Raw genomic sequence first — 18,775 nt, forward strand, 5'->3', positions numbered from 1 at the left:
TCATGCAAATTACGACTCCTGATATTGGTGTAGATAAAGCAACGGTCGCTGAGATTTTAGTGAAAGTCGGCGACACCATTAGCGTTGATGACAGCATTGTGTTGTTAGAGTCTGACAAAGCCTCTGTTGAAGTGCCAAGCACTTTGGCAGGCGTGGTGAAAAGCATTGCAGTTAATCTGGGTGACAGTGTTGCTGAAGGTGCTGTGCTGATCGAGTTGGAAGCAGAAGGTCAAAGTGCTGCTACAGCTGAGCCAGTACAAAATGCAACTGAAGACCATGCAGCAGAACCAACTCCGGTTGTGGAAGCAGAACAAGCTGCAGCAGCACCTGTTGCAGCCAATGCTCCTCAGTCGCAAAGTATCGATGTGCAAGTCCCTGATATTGGCGTAGAGAAAGCTACGGTGAGTGAGATTTTGGTCTCTGTCGGTGATGAGATTGATGTTGATCAAAGCATTATCGTGGTGGAATCAGACAAAGCGACAGTCGAAGTCCCAAGTACTGTATCAGGCCGTGTTGAATCGATCACGATCAGTGCTGGCGATGTAGTGAAAGAAGGTGTAGTGATTTTAACGGTGAAAACGGCGGCTTCATCTGCTGCGGTTGAATCGGCTGCTGTGCAAGAAACTGCACAGCCTGTTGCTGCACCTGTTGTTGCAGAAGCAACACCAGCGCCGTCTACGGCTACAGCGTCTGGACCTGTAGAAATTGCAGTGCCTGATTTAGGTGTTGATAAAGCAGCAGTGGCTGAAATTTTAGTCGCTGTGGGTGATGTGGTTGAAAAAGACCAAAGCATCATCGTGGTGGAATCAGACAAAGCAACGGTAGAAGTACCAAGCTCTACCGCTGGTAAAATCACCGCGATTCATGTTCAGTTAGGGCAAAGTGTCTCTGAAGGCGTCGCTTTAGTGACGATTGACGCCGAAGGTCAAGCTGTTGCGGCACCCGCGCCAGCAACGAAACCTGCTCCAGCAGTAGCACAGCCTACGACAGTTGCTCCAAAAGCTGAAAGCAAAGTTGAAGCAGCAGCACCGCAACCACAAGGCGCAGATAAACTCACCAAAGAGCAAAATGCTGCCAATGCCAAAGTGTATGCAGGACCGGCCGTTCGTAAGCTTGCACGTGAATTGGGTGTGGTTTTGGCAGAAGTCAAAGCATCGGGCCCGCATGAGCGTTTAATGAAAGAAGATTTATTCGCTTATGTAAAAACCCGTTTGACTACTCCGCAAGCGGCACCTGCAGCTCAAGCTGTGGCACAGGTTTCAGGCTTGCCGAAATTACCAAGCTTTGATGCTTTTGGTGGTGTCGAAGAGAAAGTTTTGACACGTTTACAACAAGTGTCGATTCCGCAATTGTCTTTAAACAATTTTATCCCGCAAGTGACGCAATTCGATGCTGCGGATATTACCGATCTTGAAGCTTGGCGTAATGATTTAAAAGCTAACTTTAAGAAAGAAGGTATTGGCTTAACCATTATGGCTTTCATCATCAAAGCAGTGGCTTATTTGTTGAAAGAAGAGCGTGAATTTGCAGGTCATTTGTCTGATGATGGCAAGTCAGTATTGCTACGCAATGAAATCCACATGGGGATTGCCGTGGCAACGCCTGATGGTTTGACCGTGCCTGTACTGCGTAATCCAGATCAAAAATCGATTAAGCAGATTGCAATTGAGCTGGGTGAACTGAGTCAAAAAGCACGTGACAAAAAACTGTCGCCGAAAGATCTACAAGGTGCGAACTTTACCATTACCAGTCTGGGTTCAATTGGTGGTACGGCATTTACACCGCTGGTTAATTGGCCACAGGTGGCGATTTTAGGTATTTCACCTGCAACTATGCAGCCGGTGTGGAATGGTGAAGGCTTTGATCCACGTTTGATGCTGCCGCTGTCATTGTCATACGATCACCGTGTAATTAATGGTGCGGATGCTGCACGTTTTGCCAATAAACTGACGAAGCTGCTCAAAGATATCCGAACTTTATTGATCTAATCTGACCTGTTTAAGTTTCAAAATGAACCCTGCTTTGGCAGGGTTTTTTTATGGCGTCGTGGTGGTGGACTGACAAAGCCAATCAGGAAGTTCAATGGGTGAAGGGTAGAGCTTTAATGCTGAGTTTGCATTGAGGTTATAAGTGAGTGGAAGCGTACGATGTGGGTGCGCCGTCGACCAAAGCTTATGTCGTAAATGTTCAAAGCGTTGGAAGTCTTTTAAAAATAAGCCCTAAAACTTTTCATAATGCCCCAGTTCTTGTACATGTTGATACGCATGTGTTTGGCCCTGTTGGTGCTGGAAGTCATAGTCCATCAGCCAAATACGCTGCGGTTGAAAGAGATGTGCGAGTGAATAGGCTTGAAGGCCGCAATTATTACCATACACAAAGTACGGTGAATGAAATAACTCCGCTTGCGTATCGATGCGCACGGTTTTGAAGTTAATCACTTCATGTTCAGGATATGGACGGTTGTGACCTAAACCACATCCGCTAATGATGTCACCTTGAAAGCAGGCTTTGAGCATGGGTTGATAGTGTAACCACCACGCATAATCTGAATGATGGGCAATTTGAGCCTGAGGAAGTTGAAGAAAACTTTGATTACAGCAAATGATTAGCAGCTTTTTTGAGGGCTGAATGGTGGTTAAGTCAAAACTGAGCTGAGACGGGCCGCCTGCAATGATTAATACATCCTGCACATGCATATAGTGTTGAATAAATTCTTGAAATTTTTGATTATTGTTTTGCATATCAAATTGAGTCATCGAAAATTAAAATTGCGAAAACATGCATTCCTCGCTAGAATAGCATTACTTCATTGGGGAGTAGCCGCTTTTTACGCAAAGTAAAAAGGTGATGGTCAACATATTTGCTCTAAAACGAGCATGGTCATCATAGCAAAGAACCAAATGAGCTCTTCGTAGCTTTCTTTTGTTGGCAAGACCTTTGATTTATCACTCTGCACATTGGCTAGCAGGAGGGATAAGTCATCGGTATATGTTATTGCTAGCCAGAGAAATGCACCATGTTAACCGCTTTCTTCATTTCCCTTGCTGTTGTTGCCCTGTCAGAAATGGGCGATAAAACACAATTACTTGCCTTACTGCTTGCTGCACGTTTTCGTAAACCCGTTCCGATCTTAATTGCAATTTTCCTCGCGACTGTGGTGAACCACGGGGTTTCTGCTGTGCTGGGTCAATGGATTACCACTGTTTTAAGTCCAACCGTTTTATTGTGGATCGTTTCTCTGGGCTTTATTGCTATGGCGGTGTGGATGTTGATCCCCGATCAATTGGATGATGAATCTGAAAGTATCAATAAGTGGCAAAAATATGGGGTTTTCGGCGCCACTTTCGTTTTGTTCTTCTTGGCTGAAATTGGAGATAAAACCCAAATTGCCACTGTTGCACTGGCTGCACGCTTTGACAGTATTGGCTGGGTGACTTTGGGGACGACATTAGGCATCATGTTGGTTAATGCGCCTGCGGTATTTATTGGGAACAAGCTAGCTGAAAAACTACCGATTTCACTGATTCATAAAATTGGCGCCTTGGTATTCTTGGTGATTGGTTTGGCTGCGTTGGCACAACACTATTTATTTTAAATAATGATCTCACCATATTAAAAATACATGAAATCCTGAGTTAAAAACTCAGGATTCTTTGCCAATAAATGAGACCCAATTCACTGATATTTCAGATAATATTGACTTAATATTTATTGTAAGTTTCCCTAAATAAATATATGTTATTCACCTATAGAATATATTTTTTTTGATAAAAAATTTGGGGAATGGGAATGGCTTTCGAACGCACAACATCACAGGTACTTTATGATGATGGAAAGCATAAATGTATTAGCTTTACCAGCTTGGTAAAAGGCGAGGGCGTACAGGCGAACCAGTTCCTGATTTTGGATAATGAGCGCGCAGCGGTGCTCGATCCGGGTGGTGACTTGACCTATGTCCCACTGACTATGGAACTGAATAAATATACCCGTTTGACCAATCTTGACTATGTGATGGCCTCGCATCAGGACCCAGACATTATTACCTCGATGCCGCGTTGGTTGGTTTATACTGACGCCAAAGTGGTGGCATCTAAGCTGTGGGCGCGTTTCTTACCGCATTTAAACTCTGCATTTATGAGTGACCGGATGAAAGGCAACTGGTTGGATCGTCTGATCGAACTGCCAGATCATGGTCAGGTGATTCCATTAGGCAATAGTCATTTGGTGGCTGTTCCTGCACATTTCCTACATTCGGTTGGTAACTTCCAATTTTATGACCCGATTGCCAAAATTTTATTCTCAGGGGATATGGGCGCATCTATGGTGGATGATGCCTCTAAACCTTTAGAAAATTTTGCCGCTCATATTCCTAAAATGAAAGGCTTCCATCAGCGCTACATGTGTTCGAACAAAGTGATCCGTCTGTGGGTCAACATGGTACGGACGATGGATGTGGAAATGATCGTACCGCAGCACGGCACGCCATTTATTGGTAAAGAACAGATCAACCAATTCTTAGATTGGATCGAAACCTTGCAGTGTGGTGTCGATTTAATGGATGAAACAGTCTTTACTTGCCCAGTATAATGACTTGAAAATTCAGAAAAAATAATTGAGTTTGCAGATAACATTTTTTAGTATTTTTCGTCCATAAAATAAGCTTTTAGATGACGAGAATAGATAAAAATGTTGTCTCAAATACCGACTCAGGATGCATGTTTAACCTGTGGAGCATGTTGTGCCCACTATCGCGTTTCTTTTTATTGGGCAGAAGGGCTGAATATGCCCGAACATTATACTGAACCGGTTAATGCCGTGTATTCATGTATGGCGGGCACCAATCAAACACAGTCTCGTTGTATCGCTTTGGGTGGGAAAATTGGGCAAGCAGTGAGTTGTAGGGTGTACGAGGCTCGGAGTTCCACATGTAAAAGTGTGCAGATAGCTGATGAGCAATGTAATAAAGCACGCATCGCGCATCAAATGATTCCATTGATCAGTATTCCACTGCATGACGCTGAAAATGATGAAGATTTCGATCAAGTCAGTTAAGGCTTTAGTTCCAGAATAAATTTATTGAAATTAAGCGGTAGAGTCTTCGGATTCTGCCTGTATTGAACAAGTTGCTGACTAACCCTCAGTGTATTCTTGCTGAAAACAGCATATTCGATGGTTAATATTGAAAACTCTGTAAAGAATTGCCGCAATTAAAATGAAAATTGAACGGAAATTTGTATATAATGGCTCACGGAAATTACCAGCGAGACTGTTATGTTGACCATCGTTCAAGAAGCCCTAACCTTTGATGATGTCTTATTACTCCCTGCCTATTCTACTGTTCTCCCAAAAGATGTCTCTCTTAAGACACGTTTCACACGTGGCATCAATTTGAATATTCCACTTGTTTCTGCTGCAATGGATACTGTGACTGAATCACGTATGGCGATTGCAATGGCGCAAAACGGTGGTATCGGTATCCTGCATAAAAACATGGATATTGCTGCACAAGCTGCAGAAGTTCGCCGCGTGAAAAAATTTGAAGCAGGTATGGTGAAAGACCCAATTACCGTTACACCAGAAACGACTGTACGTGAGCTGATTGCTTTAACTCAAGCAAATAACATCAGCGGTGTACCAGTGGTGAAAGACGGTCAAGTGGTGGGTATTGTTACTGGTCGTGACACTCGTTTTGAAACCAATCTTGAGCAACCTGTTAGTAACATCATGACAGGTCATGATCGTTTGGTGACTGTTCGTGAAAACGAATCAAAAGAAAACATCCAAGCATTACTTCAAAAGCACCGTATTGAAAAAGTCCTTGTTGTAAATGACAACAACGAACTGAAAGGTTTAATCACGGTTACTGATTTCCGTAAAGCTGAAAACTATCCAAACAGCTGCAAAGATGACTTAGGTCGTTTACGCGTTGGTGCTGCAGTTGGTACAGGTGCAGAAACACCAAGCCGTGTAGAAGCATTGGTAGAAGCGGGTGTTGATGCGATTGTTGTTGATACAGCACATGGTCACTCTGCAGGTGTAATTGAACGTGTACGTTGGGTTAAAGCCAACTATCCACAAGTTCAAGTGATTGGCGGTAACATCGCGACTGGTGATGCAGCTCTTGCATTATTAGATGCTGGCGCAGATGCAGTGAAAGTGGGTATTGGCCCGGGTTCAATCTGTACTACACGTATTGTGGCTGGTATTGGTATGCCACAAATCTCTGCGATTGACAGCGTTGCCAATGCACTAAAAGATCAAATTCCATTGATCGCAGACGGTGGTATCCGTTTCTCTGGTGATATGGCAAAAGCGATTGGTGCAGGCGCGAGTACCATCATGGTAGGTTCATTGATGGCAGGTACTGAAGAAGCACCGGGCGAAGTTGAATTCTTCCAAGGTCGTTACTACAAAGCTTATCGTGGTATGGGTTCATTGGGTGCGATGGCAGGTGCAACAGGTTCTGCTGACCGTTATTTCCAAGACTCAAAAGCCGGTGCTGAAAAACTTGTACCAGAAGGTATTGAAGGTCGCGTACCGTACAAAGGCCCAATGGGTAACATCGTTCATCAAATGATGGGTGGTTTACGTTCATCTATGGGTTATACCGGTTCTGCGGTGATCGATGACTTACGTAAAAATGCACAGTTTGTCAAAATTACTGCGGCAGGTATGTCTGAATCTCACGTACATGACGTGACTATTACTAAAGAAGCACCAAACTACCGTGTTGGTTGATATTTAGTAGCTTTTAGCCGAAAAGGCCGTCATTAATATGACGGCCTTTTTGTTTTTGGTGTAAAGTATTTACAGTAAAAAGTGATGATTAAGATCACCATTAAGAAGTGAGTACAACATGAGTTATTTTGGTACAGATGGCATTCGTGGCAAATTCGGTGAATTGCCTATTACCCCTGAATTTGCATTAAAACTAGGATTTGCCGCAGGTAAAGTATTAAAACAATACAGTAAAAAAGCAAAGCCCATCGTTGTACTAGGTAAAGATACCCGATTATCGGGCTATATTTTAGAGTCAGCATTACAAGCCGGTTTAAACGCAGCAGGTGTTTATGTTCACTTGTTGGGTCCATTACCTACACCCGCAATTGCCCATTTAACCCGTGCATTACATGCCAGCTTAGGCATCGTGATCTCGGCGTCGCATAATCCGTATTTTGATAATGGCATTAAGTTCTTCTCGAGCGAAGGTAAAAAATTGCCGGATGAAATTCAAGAAGCCATAAACAAAAAACTTGAAAATGACTTGGTGATCGAAGACCCTGCAAACTTAGGTAAAAGTGTGCGTGTAAAAGATGCCAATGGTCGTTATATCGAGTTTTGTAAATCAACCTTCCCGTACCATTTTGACCTGACAGGCTTAAAAATTGTGGTGGACTGTGCCAATGGTGCAGCCTATAGCGTCGGTCCTTCGGTATATCGTGAACTCGGTGCAAAAGTAATTGCGCTGTTTAACGAACCGGATGGTTTGAATATCAATAAAGACTGTGGTTCGACGCATCCTGAGTTTTTACAAAAAGCAGTTGTTGAACATCAGGCGGATTTAGGGATTGCCTTTGACGGTGATGCTGACCGCGTGATTATGGTCGATAAAAACGGTCAGCAAATTACTGGTGACCATATTCTCTATATTTTAGCCACTCAAGCGAGTCAAAAACCTGCGGGTATCGTGGGTACCGTGATGAGCAATATGGCGCTTGAAATTGCTTTAGATCAAGCGAAAGTGCCGTTGCTTCGTGCCAAAGTTGGTGACCGCTATGTATTACAAGGCCTCGAAGAAAAGGGTTGGGTAACTGGCGGTGAGCCATCAGGTCATATCTTGACTTTGGACAAGAGCACCACAGGTGATGCGATCATTGCTTCACTTCAGGTGTTAACAGTGATGGTTGAGCAAGGTAAAGCTTTACATGAATTAGTGGAAGGTTTTAGGTTATTACCTAACGTCTTGGTGAATGTTCGCTTGGCTGAGATGTTTGATCCCTACGCCGTACCTGCACTGGTGAGCGAGTTTGATAAAGCTGAAGCGCAGCTCAAAGGACGCGGTCGCATCTTGATTCGTAAATCAGGCACAGAACCGGTCATTCGTGTCATGGTTGAAGGTAATGACCTTGAAGAAGTCACCGCGTTGGCAAATCATTTGGCCGATGCTGTTCGTGCCAATGCAGCTTAAATCAAGAGGGGAAATTGCATGAATGATGTGATTAAGGACTTAAGTGAACTGCGTTTAACATATCAAAAAGGTGAGTTGCATGAAGATCAGGTGAACCGTGATCCACATGAGCAGTTTTTATTATGGTTTAACCATGCCTTAGCAGCACAATTGCATGAACCCTATGCTATGTCTTTGGCTACGGCAAATGCCCAAGGTCGTCCGCACGTGCGGACGGTCTTGTTGCGCGGTGCGACCCATTCAGGTTATGACTTCTACACCAACTATGACAGTCAAAAAGGCAATGATCTGCTCGATAATCCTTATGCAGAGTTATTGTTTTATTGGCAAGAGCAGGAGCGTCAAATTCGGGTCAGTGGTCGTGTGGAAAAGATATCTCTAGAAGAATCTACGGATTATTACCATAAGCGACCGCGTGACAGCCAAATCGCAGCACACATTAGCACCCCGCAAAGTGGTGTTATCGCCAGTCGTGAAGAATTACAACTGCGGTTCCAAAATTTGCATGATCAAGTGGAAAGCAAAGACGTATTGGCGAAACCTGAGTTTTGGGGTGGCTATCGTTTAGTTCCGGATTATTATGAATTTTGGCAAGGCCGTCCGAATCGTTTACATGACCGCTTGAGTTATAAACTACAGGATGGTCAATGGGTTTTACAGCGACTGATGCCATAAATGTCTAAACTTTTAATTCAACAAAGACCCTATTTGACGCGCCCTGAAGATATTCAGGGCGTTGCCCCGTTTATTGCTGATTTATTGGCACGTCGCGGGGTTTCTTCCGCACAAGAGCTGGAATTGAAGCTTAAGCACTTACATGCGCCAAACTTAAAGGGTTTAGAGCAAGCGATTGAAATAATCGATCAAGCAATTGATACTCAAAAGAAAATCGTCATTGTTGGTGATTATGATGCCGACGGTGCGACCAGTACTGCATTGATGGTCTTGGCACTACGTGATATGGGTACGGATGTTGAATATCTGGTTCCAGATCGTTTCAAATATGGTTATGGTCTGACACCTGCCATTGCTGATTTGGCCTTCGTGAGCTTTACTCCAGATGTGTTGATTACAGTCGATAATGGAATTTCGAGTCATGCCGGTGTAGCACAGGCGCAGGCGCATGGTATGCAGGTGATCATTACCGATCATCACCTGACCACAAAGGAAACACCACTAGCAGAAGCGGTGGTGAATCCGAATCAGTTGGGATGTGAATTTCCAAGTAAAGCCTTGGCTGGTGTGGGTGTCGCATTTTATGTGTTGGCCAATTTGGCCAGTATGCGTAAAAAAAATGCTAAATCCACAGCCAACCTCAGCCAATATTTGGACTTGGTGGCTTTAGGCACTTATGCCGATGTTGCAAGTCTAGATCTGAATAATCGGATCTTGATCGATGCTGGTTTGAAGCGGATTCAGCAAGGACTATGTCGTCCAGGGATCAGTGCATTATTGGATATCGCTGGTCGTGATCCCGCACAGTTAAAAGCACAGGACTTGGGCTTTGTAGTTGGCCCACGACTCAATGCAGCTGGGCGTATGGAGACTATGGATATTGGGATTGAGTGTCTGATTGCGGCGGATTTAAGTACGGCTTATCCGATTGCGCAGCAGTTGAATCAACTCAATATTGAAAGACGCCAAGTCGAAGGGCAGATTAAACAGGAAGCTCTGGCTGAGTTAGAACATATTCAGCTTGATCAGGATAACTTACCTGCAGCCTTGATCATGTTTGAACAGCATTGGCATCAAGGGGTGATTGGGATTGTTGCAGGGCGTTTGAAAGAACAATTCCATAGACCTGCAATCGTCTTTGCCGCAGATGAGGATGGCGTACATATTAAAGGCTCTGCGCGTTCTATCGAAGGTATTCATATTCGAGACAGTATTGAGCGTATTGCTGAATTACATCCGCATTTGGTCAGTCATTTTGGTGGACATGCAGCCGCAGCAGGACTAACCATTCAAAAGCAGCATTTTTCTGAATTTAAAACTGCCTTTGAGGCACTGATCGCTGCGCAAGATGAAAGTTTATTTCAGGCGACTATTTGGACAGATGGTGAATTGCCTGATTCGGCCATTAATGTCGAAACCGTCGATCTGCTACAAAATTTAAGTCCATGGGGACAAAAATTTCCTGCACCGGTCTATGAAGGTCTATTTAAAGTTTTAGATTATCGTTGGTTGAAAGATGTGCATCTGAAATTAAAACTTGCTTTAGATAATGGCTTAATGGTGGACGCAATTGCATTTAATGCGGCAGAAAAGTATGAATTTAATCCTATGCAAGATCAAATCCGCTTGGTCTACGAACTCGATAAAAATGAATTTAGAGGAAATGTCAGTGTTCAATTGAGAGTTTTACACTTGGCTCAATAAATTCTATTTTTACAGGCAAATAAAAAAACCGCTCAGAAGAGCGGTTTTTTTTATGTTTTTGACTTCAATGGATTAGAAGCGGTATTTCGCTGCTACACCAAATGAATTGTAGTCATTGTTGCCAACTTCACCGAAACCAACACGACCTTCAAGGCTCACTTGTTGGTTGAAGAATTTACGTGCATTGATCCCTACTTCGTTACGATCAGTGACATCGTTGTTGTAGTAGTCAGCACCAACACTGAATGTTTTGTCGATGAAGTAATCCGCTGCTAGATTGAATTCATCTAGATCACCGAATGCTGCACCCGCTTCAAGGTTGATGTCTTTACCATTACTTAAAGTTGTTACGTATTTAGCACGTAAAGTTGGATCTACGCCGTCATCTTCATCGTTATCCCAACCTTTCACACCAACTGCAACTAAGAAGCCTGGTGCAGGAAGATAACCGACTTCAGCGCCGTAGTAAGTTGTATCGTTGTCTACTGTGCCGAATGGAGTGTCAACTTCGACATTATTACGGCTTACATCACCAGATACATAGAAATCCGAGTTTGGTACGAAGTATTCGATACCAACGCCATAAGTATTGTCGTCAACATTGCCACGGTCAGCGAAAGTTGCGTGTGCATTTACGTTACTTGCACGGTTTAAGAATGCAGCTTCTGCAAGAGGAGCGTTACGCGTTTGAACAGGGTTGAAGTAATAAGTACCGTTTACACCAAATTCACTGCCAGAGCTTCCATTATCTGGGTCGATGTAACCAGCTGAAGCGCCTACTTCTGCTTGATAAGCATGAGCTGTACCTGTAATAGCAAGTGCAGAAAGAAGTGCTGAAGCAATTGCGAGTTTTTTCATGGAAACTACCCCTCTAAATTGTTTGGCTAAATTTAATACATTTTTTGTTACAAGTTTTAGTCTAGAGAATTTTTAAAGATGGTCAATCGCTGCAAAGTTGCAGAACTGTGTATTCGGTAATTTTATGTAATTTTAATTACTTAAGATGTTGAAAAATATATAATTATTATTAATGTTTTGTTTTATTAAAACTGTGTAGATATTATGAATTTGTAGATTATTTGGTCAATAACTGGACTTTTTTTAAAGTAAATATTACATCCAAAAGAAAAAAGCACCTCAATTTTGAGGTGCTTTTTTATGCACATTCCTAATTCAAACGAAATTAGAAACGGAAAGTTGCATTGATGTTGAACGCTTGAACGTCGTCACCAAAACCAACCTGACCACCGATTGCTAGGTTCGGGTTAAGGAAGTATTTTGAACGGATAGCGAAGAAATCCGTGTCTACATCACCATCATCTTCGATGTTGTAAGATGCACCCACGCTAAATGCTTGGTCGAAGTAGTAGTCTGCACCAATCGTAACAGAATCTAAATCACCAAAAGCACCATCTGCTTCCAGGTTGATGTATTGACCATTGTTCAGAGGCGCAACATATTTTGCTTTGACAGCAAAACGGTTGTCTTCGTCTTCATCGTTGTCGCCTTGATAGCCATCAATACCAACAGCAAGTAAAAGGTTAGAGACAGGTAAATAACCTACTAATGCGCGGTATGTTGTTGAATCATAGTCGTCTTTATAAGAACCTGACCAACTAGGGAATTTATAATTTTCTTGGTATTTAACTCGAGAAGTACCAATTTCACCATTTACATAAAATTGTTGATAGTAGTATTCGATACCCGCCGAAATCGAATGTGTATCTTGTTCATCTTTGCCTGAACCAAATTCTGAAATAGACTCATCAAATGCAATATAATCAACGCTTTCTTTACGATTAAAAGCATATTGCGCATAGACGTTGCTGTTATGTCCAAGGAATGCGGCTTCATTTAACGGACCATTACCAGTTTTTACTGACTCAAAGTACAATGTACCTTTTACATCAACAGAATGATCTGAATCTGTATAGTCATCATCCCAATCAGTATATGTATAGCCACCATCAATTTGCGCATCATAAGCAAAAGTTGATGAAGTGATAACAGCTAATCCTAGTGCAAGTAATGTCTTTTTCATAAAACCCTCGAAACATTATTGTTGTAAATAAAATGTAATAAATAGTAACGCGAGCGTATTGTTCATATTATGTGCATTGAAGTCAATGATTTGGATGATCAATCTGGCTGAAACTGTGCAAATGCTCTGTGATATAATAGGCGGCTATTTAAGCCAAATTTTTTGATTGAGAGTAATTCACGTGGAAATTAATCCGTATCTATTACAGCTAAAAGACTTAAACGACCGTGGTCAAACATTACGGGGGTATCTTTGACTACGATCTGAAAAAAGAGCGTTTAGAAGAGGTTCTACGTGAGCTGGAAGACCCAGCAATTTGGAATGATCAAAGCCGTGCGCAAGCAATGGCAAAAGAAAAAGGTGAACTCGAAAACGTCATTAACGTGCTCGAAGGGCTTTCAACTCAACTAGAAGATGCCCAAGCGATGTTGGATCTTGCGGTTGAAGCAGAAGAAGAAAGCTTACTTGCAGATGTGCAAGCAGAGTTAACTTCAGCGGAAGCAGAACTTGCGAAATTAGAATTCCGTCGTATGTTCAGTAATCCGATGGACCCGAACCCATGCTATGTCGAAATTCAAGCAGGTTCAGGTGGTACTGAAGCACAGGACTGGGCATCGATGTTACTACGTATGTATCTACGTTGGATTGAACGTCATGGTTTTAAAGCAGAAGTGATGGAAGAGTCTGATGGTGATGTGGCAGGGATCAAGTCTGCAACGATCCGTGTAGAAGGTGAGTATGCATATGGTTGGTTACGTACAGAATCTGGCGTACACCGTTTAGTCCGTAAGTCACCTTTTGACTCGGGTAACCGTCGCCATACTTCATTCTCAGCGGTTTTTGTATCGCCTGAAATTGATGACAATATTGAAATTGAAATCAATCCTGCTGATGTTCGTACTGATACCTATCGTGCATCTGGTGCGGGTGGTCAGCACATTAACAAAACAGACTCTGCAGTACGTTTAACTCACGCTCCAACAGGGATTGTGGTGGCATGTCAGAACCAACGTTCACAGCACGCCAACCGTGACCATGCTTGGAAACAGTTACGTGCAAAATTGTACGAACTTGAGATGCAAAAACGTAATGATGCGGCACAAGCGTTGGAAGACACCAAGTCCGATATCGGTTGGGGCAGCCAAATTCGTTCATACGTTTTAGATGACTCGCGTATTAAAGACTTACGTACCAGTGTGGAAAGTTCAAACACCGGCGCGGTACTTGATGGTGATTTAGATAAGTTTATTGAAGCCAGCCTCAAACAAGGTTTGTAATTTAAATTTATATAGAAAACAAAGTTCTATCTGTTTTTGATCATCATATCTAAAAAAATCGATATAAAAATCGAAAAAATACGATATAGTGTATTCAAGATGCTGAATAGAACTTTGTTGTCCAAATTTTTATTTAATTAAACCCGTTTAAATTATGGATATTGATTTAATTTTTAAAGCACTTGCCAATCCGACTCGACGTCAAATCTTGGAATGGTTGAAAACACCTGAACAATTTTTGTCAGAAGAACAATGTGGCGGCTTTAATCGTGGTGTATGCGCTGGCAATATCGAAAAACTCGGTAATGTTTCGCAGTCTACGATGTCTAATCATTTGTCTGTGTTACAACAGGCGGGCTTAATTCAAGCCGAGAAATATGGTCAATGGTCGTATTTTTCGCGCAATGAAGAACTCATTCAGCAATATATTGATTATCTGCAGAACTCACTTTAAATCATTTTTCGCATTTGAAGTGTTAGGCGAGACATATATGGCTGAACTTAATACTCCTCTCATTTTGGGTGATTTACACCTCAAAAATCGCGTTGTAATGGCGCCACTAACCCGTAGTCGTGCAACCATTGACCGTGTTCCAACGCCGATGATGGCTGAATATTATGCACAGCGTGCAAGTGCTGGATTAATCATTTCAGAAGCAACAGTCATTTCAGAAGCAGCTAATGGCTATTTGCAGACGCCGGGTTTATTTACCGATGCTCAAGTTCAGGGCTGGAAATTGGTGACCCAAGCCGTACATGAACAGCAAGGTTTAATTGTGGCACAATTGTGGCATGTCGGACGTGTCTCACATCCCGACCTTTTGAATGGTGATACACCAGTTTCTGCCAGTGCGGTACAACAGGCGGGTTATGTCAGTCTGCTTCGCCCAAAACGCGAATATGTCGTGCCACGTCCATTAGAGATTGCAGAAATCAAAAGCATTGTAGAACAATACAAACAGTCTGCGATCAAAGCCAAAGAAGCCGGTTTTGATGGTGTGGAATTGCATGCGGCCAATGGTTATTTGATCGATCAATTCCTACAAAGCAAAACCAATTTACGTGAAGATGAGTATGGTGGTTCTGTAGAAAACCGCGCACGTTTATTGCTTGAAGTGGTGGATGCGCTGATCGAAGTGTGGGGGGCAGGTCGTGTAGGTGTGCATCTTGCGCCGCGTGGTGATGAACACGACATGGGCGATCATGATCCACGTGAAACCTTTGGCTATGCTTTAGAGCAGTTGGGGCAGAGGAAGATTGCATTTTTCTTTACCCGTGAATATCTGGCGGATGACAGTATTAGTGACTATCTGAAACAGCGCTCAAATGGTGTGCCATATATTGCCAATATGCGTTTAAGCCGTGAAGATGCTGTAGATTTATTGGCCTCAGGTAAAGCCGATGCGGTGTCTTTTGGTAAAGCTTATATTGCCAATCCAGATTTGTTTGAACGTTTGCTAGCGAATGCTGCACTGAATGAATTGCAGTTGGAAAATATGATTGGAACAGATGTAGCCGAAGGCTATATTGATTATCCAAGCATGAAAAATAAATTTGGTTCAGGTCGTTCAACCTATTAATCGACACTTGAATACGCATTATCCATTAACATGTGGATAATGCTCTGATATATTCTGCCGATTCAAACCGTTTTTGAGCGTAATAATTTGACTACTCCTTTTTGGTATAACGCAGCTTTGGCGCTGATTAAGCCGCTATATCAATGGCGCATCAAAAAACGTGCTGAAGATTTCCAACTATATCAGCAAGAGTGTATTGAGCGCTTTGGGCCATTTCAGCCAGTTAAAAACCGTAATGCAATTTGGTTTCATGTGGTTTCCGTCGGAGAAACTAACGCTGCGCAGCCGCTGATTGAACATTATCTCAAAGCAGGTCATCCGGTCTTAGTTACCAATACCACCAAAACCGGACAAGCGCGTGCGAAACAATTATTTTTAAAAGCACCGTATGAATCGCTGTTTCAGGCCGTGTATTTGCCGGCAGATCAAAAAAAATTAGTCCGTCGTTTTATCGAAAAATATCAACCGAAAATGTTGGCTCTAGTCGAAACTGAACTCTGGCCAAATTTGATGATTGAAGCCGATCAGGCTAACGTTCCGAGTTTATTAATTAATGCCAGATTATCTGAAAAATCGGCGAAGGGTTATGGCAAAGTCCCGAGTTTGACGCAGCCGATGCTAAAGAGTTTAAAACAATTATTAGCGCAAGATCAGGCAACTTTAGCGCGATTTATTGAGTTGGGTGCAAACCCCCATACCAGTCAGGTCGTGGGAAGTATCAAGTTTGATATTCATGCACCCGATAGCTTTGTGCAACAAGCAGCGCAGTTACGAAAAGATTGGGATTTGCAAGGCCGTAAAATCATCACCATTGCCAGTACGCATGCACCCGAAGAACAAAAACTGCTCGCGGCACTGCAGCCGATTTTGCAACAACAGCCTGAGCTGTTATGTATCGTCGTACCACGGCATCCCGAACGCTTTGATGAGGTTTTTGTAGAAGCGCAGAAACTGAATTTACGCACACAGCGCCGCAGTTTAAAGCAAACGATTCAGCCTGAAACGCAAGTGTATTTAGCGGATAGTATGGGTGAATTATGGCTTTGGCTGGCACTGAGTCAGGCGTGTTTTGTCGGTGGTTCTTTAAATGTACCGGGCGGTGGACATAATATTTTGGAACCTATCGCGCTGCATGTCCCGACAGTATTAGGTCAGCATTATTTTAATTTTCAAACCATTGTGGATGAGTTCGTTGCTGCTCAAGGCGTGAGAGTAGTGCAAGATGCAGAACAGGCTGCTCAGGTGTTGTTTGAGTTAATCGAAGATAAGCTTCAAGCTCAGTGTTTGAATGCTGCAGCGCAGCAGATTATGCAAAAGAATACAGGGTCATTGGCTCAACATATTCAAGTGATTGATCAGTACCTTTAAGTTTTAATTTTGCGATACATTAATTTTTATTAGGCAAGTTTTATCACGGCCTTATTTTATGGTGATCGTTGAACATCCTATTCGTAGGCATAATCTACTTTTAAAGGATTAAAAGTAGCAAAAATCCTCTGTACGCTGAAGGTACTTCCTGTACCTCAGCGCACAGGCGACATCCATGTCGCCTGTCCTCAATGACATATGCTTTGCGTGAATTGATATGGTTATTTATGAACATCGTCTTGCTTGATCCTCGTCAAACTGAATCTGAACTTTGGAGTATTAGCGCCAAACGTCAAATTGAGCATTTAAAAAACCATGTGAATATACAGGTGGGCGATACACTCAAAGTCGGTATTCGGGAAGGAAAGCGTTATTTAACCCAAATCGTCAGTATCAGTGATGAGCGCATTCAACTTAAACCCTTACAAGAAGAAGAAGTACCTGCAAAGCATCCGGTGACTTTAATTGTGGCAATGCCTCGTCCGAAAGTGTTGCGCCGTCTGATCATGGATGCCGTCACCTTAGGTGTAGAAAAAATCATTTTGCTGCACAGTTATCGCGTGGATAAAAGCTATTGGCAGACGCCATTTTTACAGCAGCTCGATCACTATGTGACGTTGGGTTTGGAGCAGGCAGGTGACACCATTGCGCCCAAAATTGAACTGTATAAACGCTTTAAGCCCTTTGTGGAGGATGTTCTACCGAGCATGATCTCCTCGGACTATCCCGCTTATGTGGCGCATCCTTATGTCGAAGATGTGATGCCTACAGGGATTCAACATGGATGTACGATCATCATTGGACCTGAAGGTGGATTTATTCCTTATGAGGTAGATTTACTCATAAAAAACGGCTGCCAAGCAGTCAGCTTAGGCAACCGAATTATCCGTACAGAAACTGTGATTCCGTACGTTTTAGGGCGATTATTTAGCTGTTGAAGCTTCTGCCTCAGCTTGATCACCACGGTAAACTTTCACTTCCTGTACAGGGTACGGAATTGAAATACCATTTTGATTGAATGCTTGGATAACGTGTTCTTGCACTTCACTGATCGAGTTCGCAGTGGTGGTTTCTGTGGTATCTACCCACCAACGGACATTCAGATTGACCGAGAAATCAGCCAAAGCATTCACGTTTACGGTAAACGCAGGTTGGCTCAAAATGGTTGGGTCTTTGTCCAAAATAGCCAAAACAATATTTTTAGCTTTTTGAATGTCATCTTCATAACCAATACCCACCACAAATTCACAACGACGACGTTGATAAGCGGTATTCACCGTTACCGCACTGGTGTAAACCGTCGCGTTTGGAATCACGATACGACGACCATCTGGAGAGCGTAGAAAGGTTGCACGGATCTGAATATCTTCAACCGTACCTTCCATTCCTGACACAATAATATCATCACCGATTTTGAAAGGTTCACCGAGGAGAATCAAAATACCCGACAGTAAGTTCTGGAAAATATCTTTAAACGCGAAACCGATTGCAACCGAACCAATCCCCAAGGCACTCATGAGTTGACCCGGTGTGAACCCAGGAATCGCAATGACCATCGCAATCAGGAAACCGAAGAACATAATGGCTGAGCTACCCACACGGTTCAGGACCAAAACTAGATTTTGTTTTGAGTAAGAACGGTCAGTGAGCGCTTTACGAACAAAGAATCTAAAGAGTTTAGACAGTAGATAGAAGATCGTAAAAACAATTAATGCGATACAAATATAAGGTAGGCGTTCCCAAAATCCATCGACAAATTTATCGATCGTTGAGTATGCGTCATTATATTTAGAGGTATGTTCCAGCACGGTTTGTGCAGTTTTTTCAGTTGCCTCTTGCAAAAGTTGAGTCGTGCCTTGAGTGACATCACTCAAGGCATTTTCTTTTTCAGCCACGAGTTTTCCAAATGTTCAGATTTTTCGCTATTTTGCCTGAAATTAGT

At 42.8% G+C, this 18,775-nt stretch carries 17 protein-coding genes and 1 riboswitch; of the genes, 13 read left to right on the forward strand and 4 right to left on the reverse strand.

Features of this window, described 5'->3' with window-relative positions; translation table 11 throughout:
* The first annotated feature begins 2 nt into the window (after nt 1–2).
* Nucleotides 3–1,988 carry a 2-oxo acid dehydrogenase subunit E2 gene (locus MST16_RS00740; protein WP_180011602.1) on the forward strand — a complete coding sequence of 662 codons (1,986 nt, stop codon included), beginning with the start codon at nt 3–5 and terminating at the stop codon, nt 1,986–1,988.
* A 231-nt stretch (nt 1,989–2,219) separates the two neighbouring features.
* On the opposite strand, the gene MST16_RS00745 is transcribed toward MST16_RS00740, so the two are convergent.
* Nucleotides 2,220–2,741 (reverse strand): hypothetical protein, encoded by a 522-nt coding sequence (locus MST16_RS00745; protein WP_168379405.1) that lies wholly within the window; start codon nt 2,739–2,741, stop codon nt 2,220–2,222.
* Between the two features lie 58 nt (nt 2,742–2,799).
* Nucleotides 2,800–2,942, forward strand: a riboswitch (yybP-ykoY riboswitch).
* A 74-nt stretch (nt 2,943–3,016) separates the two neighbouring features.
* On the opposite strand from MST16_RS00745, the gene MST16_RS00750 reads away from it, so the two are divergent.
* The 7 genes from MST16_RS00750 to recJ all read left to right on the forward strand — a co-directional run bounded on the left by MST16_RS00750 (nt 3,017) and on the right by recJ (nt 10,567).
* Entirely contained in the window at nt 3,017–3,595 is a 579-nt protein-coding gene (locus MST16_RS00750) for a TMEM165/GDT1 family protein (protein WP_078190565.1), read from the forward strand.
* A gap of 194 nt (nt 3,596–3,789) precedes the next feature.
* Nucleotides 3,790–4,587 (forward strand): MBL fold metallo-hydrolase, encoded by a 798-nt coding sequence (locus MST16_RS00755; RefSeq protein ID WP_078190564.1) that lies wholly within the window; start codon nt 3,790–3,792, stop codon nt 4,585–4,587.
* A 99-nt stretch (nt 4,588–4,686) separates the two neighbouring features.
* On the forward strand, nt 4,687–5,052 hold the full coding sequence (locus MST16_RS00760) for a YkgJ family cysteine cluster protein (RefSeq protein WP_168379406.1): 366 nt from the start codon (nt 4,687–4,689) through the stop codon (nt 5,050–5,052).
* A gap of 219 nt (nt 5,053–5,271) precedes the next feature.
* Nucleotides 5,272–6,738 carry an IMP dehydrogenase gene (gene guaB, locus MST16_RS00765; RefSeq protein WP_078190562.1) on the forward strand — a complete coding sequence of 489 codons (1,467 nt, stop codon included), beginning with the start codon at nt 5,272–5,274 and terminating at the stop codon, nt 6,736–6,738.
* A 118-nt stretch (nt 6,739–6,856) separates the two neighbouring features.
* Complete coding sequence (glmM, locus tag MST16_RS00770; RefSeq protein ID WP_180011600.1) at nt 6,857–8,188, forward strand: phosphoglucosamine mutase; 1,332 nt, start codon at nt 6,857–6,859, stop codon at nt 8,186–8,188.
* A gap of 18 nt (nt 8,189–8,206) precedes the next feature.
* Complete coding sequence (pdxH, locus tag MST16_RS00775) at nt 8,207–8,863, forward strand: pyridoxamine 5'-phosphate oxidase (RefSeq protein WP_180011598.1); 657 nt, start codon at nt 8,207–8,209, stop codon at nt 8,861–8,863.
* Nucleotides 8,864–10,567 carry a single-stranded-DNA-specific exonuclease RecJ gene (recJ, locus tag MST16_RS00780; protein ID WP_180011596.1) on the forward strand — a complete coding sequence of 568 codons (1,704 nt, stop codon included), beginning with the start codon at nt 8,864–8,866 and terminating at the stop codon, nt 10,565–10,567.
* Between the two features lie 72 nt (nt 10,568–10,639).
* Here recJ and MST16_RS00785 read toward each other — a convergent pair whose 3' ends face one another.
* Together MST16_RS00785 and MST16_RS00790 are read right to left on the reverse strand one after the other, a co-directional pair.
* Entirely contained in the window at nt 10,640–11,425 is a 786-nt protein-coding gene (locus MST16_RS00785) for a putative porin (RefSeq protein ID WP_180011594.1), read from the reverse strand.
* Between the two features lie 325 nt (nt 11,426–11,750).
* Nucleotides 11,751–12,608 (reverse strand): putative porin, encoded by an 858-nt coding sequence (locus MST16_RS00790; protein WP_180011592.1) that lies wholly within the window; start codon nt 12,606–12,608, stop codon nt 11,751–11,753.
* A 181-nt stretch (nt 12,609–12,789) separates the two neighbouring features.
* Here MST16_RS00790 and prfB point away from each other — a divergent pair.
* The 5 genes from prfB (at nt 12,790) to MST16_RS00815 (ending at nt 17,771) form a co-directional block, all read left to right on the forward strand.
* Nucleotides 12,790–13,885 (forward strand): peptide chain release factor 2 gene (gene prfB / locus MST16_RS00795; RefSeq protein WP_111884474.1). Its coding sequence is split into 2 segments (ribosomal slippage): nt 12,790–12,861 and nt 12,863–13,885, totalling 1,095 coding nucleotides; the frame shifts between segments, so codons are not numbered across the junction.
* A 154-nt stretch (nt 13,886–14,039) separates the two neighbouring features.
* A complete protein-coding gene (locus MST16_RS00800; RefSeq protein ID WP_078190555.1) occupies nt 14,040–14,339 on the forward strand; it encodes a helix-turn-helix transcriptional regulator in 300 nt (99 codons plus the stop codon).
* Between the two features lie 37 nt (nt 14,340–14,376).
* On the forward strand, nt 14,377–15,465 hold the full coding sequence (locus MST16_RS00805; RefSeq protein WP_111884475.1) for an alkene reductase: 1,089 nt from the start codon (nt 14,377–14,379) through the stop codon (nt 15,463–15,465).
* An 87-nt stretch (nt 15,466–15,552) separates the two neighbouring features.
* Nucleotides 15,553–16,833 carry a 3-deoxy-D-manno-octulosonic acid transferase gene (locus MST16_RS00810; protein ID WP_180011590.1) on the forward strand — a complete coding sequence of 427 codons (1,281 nt, stop codon included), beginning with the start codon at nt 15,553–15,555 and terminating at the stop codon, nt 16,831–16,833.
* A gap of 227 nt (nt 16,834–17,060) precedes the next feature.
* Nucleotides 17,061–17,771 carry a 16S rRNA (uracil(1498)-N(3))-methyltransferase gene (locus tag MST16_RS00815; protein ID WP_180011588.1) on the forward strand — a complete coding sequence of 237 codons (711 nt, stop codon included), beginning with the start codon at nt 17,061–17,063 and terminating at the stop codon, nt 17,769–17,771.
* Here MST16_RS00815 and MST16_RS00820 read toward each other — a convergent pair.
* Nucleotides 17,757–18,728, reverse strand: a complete 972-nt coding sequence (locus MST16_RS00820) for a mechanosensitive ion channel family protein (RefSeq protein ID WP_078190551.1) — start codon at nt 18,726–18,728, stop codon at nt 17,757–17,759. The two genes, MST16_RS00815 and MST16_RS00820, sit on opposite strands and share 15 nt — an antisense overlap.
* Between the last annotated feature and the right edge of the window lie 47 nt (nt 18,729–18,775).

It is taken from the genome of Acinetobacter sp. YH16040_T (genome assembly GCF_024605785.1).
In the GTDB taxonomy this organism is placed as follows: domain Bacteria; phylum Pseudomonadota; class Gammaproteobacteria; order Pseudomonadales; family Moraxellaceae; genus Acinetobacter; species Acinetobacter amyesii.

Excerpts from the sequence above, each read along its gene's own strand:
- MST16_RS00815 (WP_180011588.1), top strand. The coding sequence starts at position 17,061 with ATGAACATCGTCTTGCTTGATCCTCGTCAAACTGAATCTGAACTTTGG.
- MST16_RS00755 (WP_078190564.1), top strand. The coding sequence starts at position 3,790 with ATGGCTTTCGAACGCACAACATCACAGGTACTTTATGATGATGGAAAG.
- MST16_RS00740 (WP_180011602.1), top strand. The coding sequence starts at position 3 with ATGCAAATTACGACTCCTGATATTGGTGTAGATAAAGCAACGGTCGCT.
- guaB (WP_078190562.1), top strand. The coding sequence starts at position 5,272 with ATGTTGACCATCGTTCAAGAAGCCCTAACCTTTGATGATGTCTTATTA.
- pdxH (WP_180011598.1), top strand. The coding sequence starts at position 8,207 with ATGAATGATGTGATTAAGGACTTAAGTGAACTGCGTTTAACATATCAA.
- MST16_RS00785 (WP_180011594.1), bottom strand. The coding sequence starts at position 11,425 with ATGAAAAAACTCGCAATTGCTTCAGCACTTCTTTCTGCACTTGCTATT.
- MST16_RS00760 (WP_168379406.1), top strand. The coding sequence starts at position 4,687 with ATGTTGTCTCAAATACCGACTCAGGATGCATGTTTAACCTGTGGAGCA.
- recJ (WP_180011596.1), top strand. The coding sequence starts at position 8,864 with ATGTCTAAACTTTTAATTCAACAAAGACCCTATTTGACGCGCCCTGAA.
- MST16_RS00790 (WP_180011592.1), bottom strand. The coding sequence starts at position 12,608 with ATGAAAAAGACATTACTTGCACTAGGATTAGCTGTTATCACTTCATCA.
- MST16_RS00745 (WP_168379405.1), bottom strand. The coding sequence starts at position 2,741 with ATGCAAAACAATAATCAAAAATTTCAAGAATTTATTCAACACTATATG.
- MST16_RS00800 (WP_078190555.1), top strand. The coding sequence starts at position 14,040 with ATGGATATTGATTTAATTTTTAAAGCACTTGCCAATCCGACTCGACGT.
- glmM (WP_180011600.1), top strand. The coding sequence starts at position 6,857 with ATGAGTTATTTTGGTACAGATGGCATTCGTGGCAAATTCGGTGAATTG.
- MST16_RS00750 (WP_078190565.1), top strand. The coding sequence starts at position 3,017 with ATGTTAACCGCTTTCTTCATTTCCCTTGCTGTTGTTGCCCTGTCAGAA.
- MST16_RS00805 (WP_111884475.1), top strand. The coding sequence starts at position 14,377 with ATGGCTGAACTTAATACTCCTCTCATTTTGGGTGATTTACACCTCAAA.